This window comes from Intrasporangium sp., from assembly GCF_030452765.1.
In the GTDB taxonomy this organism is placed as follows: Bacteria; Actinomycetota; Actinomycetes; order Actinomycetales; family Dermatophilaceae; genus Intrasporangium_A.
The window spans coordinates 1-3,288 of sequence record NZ_JAKDLO010000297.1; the positions used below are offsets into that span (position 1 = coordinate 1).

4 protein-coding genes are annotated in these 3,288 nt (G+C 71.4%); 1 reads left to right on the forward strand and 3 read right to left on the reverse strand.

All coding sequences use genetic code 11. The features are described from left to right. Nucleotides 1–227: 227 nt before the first annotated feature. Genes L0H79_RS21625 through L0H79_RS21635 form a run of 3 tightly spaced genes read right to left on the reverse strand, consistent with a single transcriptional unit; the run spans nucleotide 228 to nucleotide 2,709 of the window. Complete coding sequence (locus L0H79_RS21625) at nucleotides 228–875, reverse strand: TetR/AcrR family transcriptional regulator (RefSeq protein ID WP_301486808.1); 648 nt, start codon at nucleotides 873–875, stop codon at nucleotides 228–230. Between the two features lie 24 nt (nucleotides 876–899). Continuing rightward, nucleotides 900–1,727 (reverse strand): ABC transporter permease, encoded by an 828-nt coding sequence (locus tag L0H79_RS21630; RefSeq protein ID WP_301486810.1) that lies wholly within the window; start codon nucleotides 1,725–1,727, stop codon nucleotides 900–902. Then, entirely contained in the window at nucleotides 1,720–2,709 is a 990-nt protein-coding gene (locus L0H79_RS21635) for an ATP-binding cassette domain-containing protein (RefSeq protein ID WP_301486812.1), read from the reverse strand. Before L0H79_RS21635 ends, L0H79_RS21630 begins: the two co-directional genes overlap by 8 nt. A 164-nt stretch (nucleotides 2,710–2,873) precedes the next feature. Between L0H79_RS21635 and L0H79_RS21640 the strand changes: the two genes are divergently transcribed. Beyond that, a complete protein-coding gene (locus L0H79_RS21640) occupies nucleotides 2,874–3,140 on the forward strand; it encodes a hypothetical protein (protein WP_301486814.1) in 267 nt (88 codons plus the stop codon). Nucleotides 3,141–3,288 lie beyond the last annotated feature (148 nt).

Below are 3,288 nucleotides of genomic sequence, written 5' to 3' on the forward strand. Positions count from 1 at the left end.
GCTGGGCGCCCTCCGTAGACACGGAGGTCGCGCCGCCGGACTGGAGATCACCCTCGACAGCCCTCCTTCGGAGATCCCCTGAACTGTGCACGCCTCTGCCCGGGTAGGTTCGTGCTGAATGGCTTGGGTCTGGCACCCCTTGCTGGAAGATGAGCGCTCAGCCCGCCCTGCGCGGAACCGACCTTTCCGGCGTGGCGCGGTGAGCGGCATACCGAACCTGGTGTCCCTCAACCCAGGAGGGCGTCGACGATCCCACTGGCGACCGTCTCGAACAGGCTTTCCGGGGAACGGGGTTCGCCCGTGGGGCTGGTCATCGCGGCCCACAGGAGCGGGGCGCTCGTCGGGCCGGCGAGCGGGAAGGGATTGGCCGCGATGGCGGTCGGCGGGGCGAGCAGGGCGGCCAGGCCGGTGAGCAGGGCGAGGAGCTCCAGCTTGACCGCGGTCGTCACCGCGACCGGCTCGAGGATCTGCAGGTAGGTCTCGACCAGGCGGGTGCCGTGCGGGCCGAGCACCCGCGGCCCGCGCGTCGCGTCGGCGAGCCACGGGTGCTGTTGGTAGACGTCGCGTTGGGCGATCGCGAGCCTGAGCAGCTGTCGCCGCCACGGGGTCTTGCGTCGGGGTAGCCGCAGCTCCTGCGTGACGTGGTCGACCATGAGGTCGATCAGCTCGTCCCGCGTCTCGACGTAGCGGTAGAGGCCGGGTGAGCTGGCCCCGACCTGTGCCGCCACCGCCCGCATCGTCACGGCGTCGAGCCCGCCGACATCGGCGAGCTCGACGCCTGCTGCGGCCAGCTGGTCGAGATCGAGTGACCGCTCGGGCCCGCGACGGCCACGCACGGCGCGCGTCCACACGGTGTCGGGCTGCGGGGTGGTCACCTCGACACCCTATGGAATGCCGGCTCAGCCCTGCCGGGCGAGGCGCCGCGTGGCCAGCGGCACGAACGCCGCCAGCAGCAGCACCGACCAACCGACGGTCGCCAGCACCGGGTGGGCCAGCGGCCAGGGCCCGTCGGCCACCGGGGCGGTGCCGAACTGGTACCGCACGGCCGAGACGACCGCACTGAACGGGTTCCACTCCGCGATGGCTCGCGGCACGCCCGGCATCGTCTCGACGGGGACCATCGCGTTGGAGAAGAGCACGGTGCCCAGGATGAGCGAGGCGAGCTGCTGGATGACCTGCTCGTCGCGGATGACAAGACCGAGGTGGACCCCGAGCCAGGACAGCGCATACCCGAACAGCACGAGCAAGCCGAGGCCCGCGAGCGCGGCGGGGAAGCCTGCCTGCCAACGCCACCCGGTCAGCAGCCCGACCCCGATCATGACGGCGTAGAGGACGACCGAGACGAGCAGTTGGGCGACGGTCGCGCCGAGCAGGATCGCGAGGCGGGAGACCGGCATGGCCAGCACGCGCGGCGTCATACCCTCCTTGACGTCTCGGGCGGTGTCCGCCGCAATGATGACGAGGCTCGTGCCTGCGGTCAGGACGAGCGCACTCGCGATGAGGTTGCTCCGGTAGGTGGCGATGTCGGCGCCCGCGATGGCCCCGCCGAAGACGTAGCCGAACATGAGGACGAGGCTCACCGGGCCGAGCAGGGTCGCCGCGGCGAGCGCGGGGTTGCGACGCAGGACCAACATGTGCCGGCCCAGGACTGCGCCGACCTGGCCGGCGAAGGTCGCTCGTGGCTCCGGCCGCATCGAGGTGGTGGCGTGCACGGTCGTGTCAGTCATGCTGTTCTCCCATCAGCGCGAGGTAGGCCTCGTCGAGGGTGGGCTCCTGCAGCCCGATGTCGCTCACGGTCAGTCCCGAGCCGTTGAGCGCGTCGAGGAGGACCGGCAGGGTCAACCGGTCGTCGAGGACGCGTGCGATGAACCGGCTGCCGTCGCGGCCGGTGACGTCGGCACCTGCTGCCTCGGGAGCCGAAGCCGGCTCGGCCACCTCGGTGACTCCGACCGGGGCCAGGGCGGCCTGCACCCGGTCCAGCCCGGCTCCGACCCCCTGCAGCACCAGTCTCCGGCCGATCCGTCGTTTGAGGCGGGTCGGGCTCTCGTCGGCGACGACTCGCCCTTGGCGCAGGACGACGGCGTGGTCGGCCAGCCGGTCGGCCTCGTCGAGGTACTGGGTGGTCAGCAGCACGCTCGTGCCGTCGCGGGCCAGTGCCTCGATGCTGCGCCAGATCGTGGTTCGGCTCTCCGGGTCCAGGCCCGTCGTCGGCTCGTCGAGCACGAGCAGGTGCGGTGAGCCGATCAGGCTTGCGGCGAGGTCGAGCCGTCGGCGCATGCCGCCGCTCCAGGTCGACACCGGGCGGGCGGCGGCCTCGGCCAGGTCGTACTCCTCCAGCAGCTGGTCTGCCCGGCGAGCGGCAGCTCGTGGGGCAAGACCCCAGAGCCGGGCGAGCACGCCGAGGTTCTCTCGCCCGCTCAGCCGGGCGTCGAGAGTGGTCTCCTGTGCCGTGACCGCGAGGGCACGCCGGACCGCATCCGGCTCGGCGACGACGTCGTGGCCGGCCACCATGGCCAGGCCCTCGGTCGGGCGGGTGCGCGTCGTGAGGATCCGCACGAGGGTGGTCTTGCCCGAACCGTTGTGTCCGAGCAGACAGGTGACGGCACCCAGCTCGACCTGCAGGTCGATGCCGTCGAGGGCACGCACCTGCCTCTCGCCTCGGCCGAACACCTTGACCAGACCGGCGGTCCGGATCACTGGCTCTGGCATGTCGCCCGCCTCCTTCTGCAACCAACGTTCGCTGAAATGATACCATGATCGGCGTTTGCAGTTATCTCTCGTCCGGAATCGCCCGACAAACGCCCGCGGCTGCCAGCCGGCGGATGGCCCGTCCGAGCCGGTGTAACACTCATACACTGGTGTTACACTTGACCATGCCCACGACCCGTCCACGTCACGTCGTCACGGAGACCGATGCGGTCGCCCGGGCGCTGGACCACGCCGCCGAGCGCTGGCCGGATGAGCGCAGTCGCGCCAAGCTGCTGCTCCGCCTGGTCGAGGAAGGCCACCGCGTCCTGGTCGGCCAGCGCGCGGAGGGGGTGAACGCACGTCGCGACGCGGTGGCGCGCACGGCCGGTGTGCTGACCGGCGTTTATGGCCCGGGCTACCTTGCCGGGCTGCGCGAGGACTGGCCACAGTGATCGTGCTGGATGCCAGCGTCCTCATCGCCCAGCTGGACGCCGCCGATGCGCACCACGACCGCGCGAAGACGGTCCTGACCGGTTCGGGCGACGAGTCCTTGGCGGCAAGCCCCATCACGCTCGCCGAGGTGCTGGTCGGGCCGGGCCG

Coding starts and splice junctions, on each gene's coding strand:
- L0H79_RS21630 (WP_301486810.1), bottom strand. CDS start 1,727: ATGACTGACACGACCGTGCACGCCACCACCTCGATGCGGCCGGAGCCA.
- L0H79_RS21635 (WP_301486812.1), bottom strand. CDS start 2,709: ATGCCAGAGCCAGTGATCCGGACCGCCGGTCTGGTCAAGGTGTTCGGC.
- L0H79_RS21640 (WP_301486814.1), top strand. CDS start 2,874: ATGCCCACGACCCGTCCACGTCACGTCGTCACGGAGACCGATGCGGTC.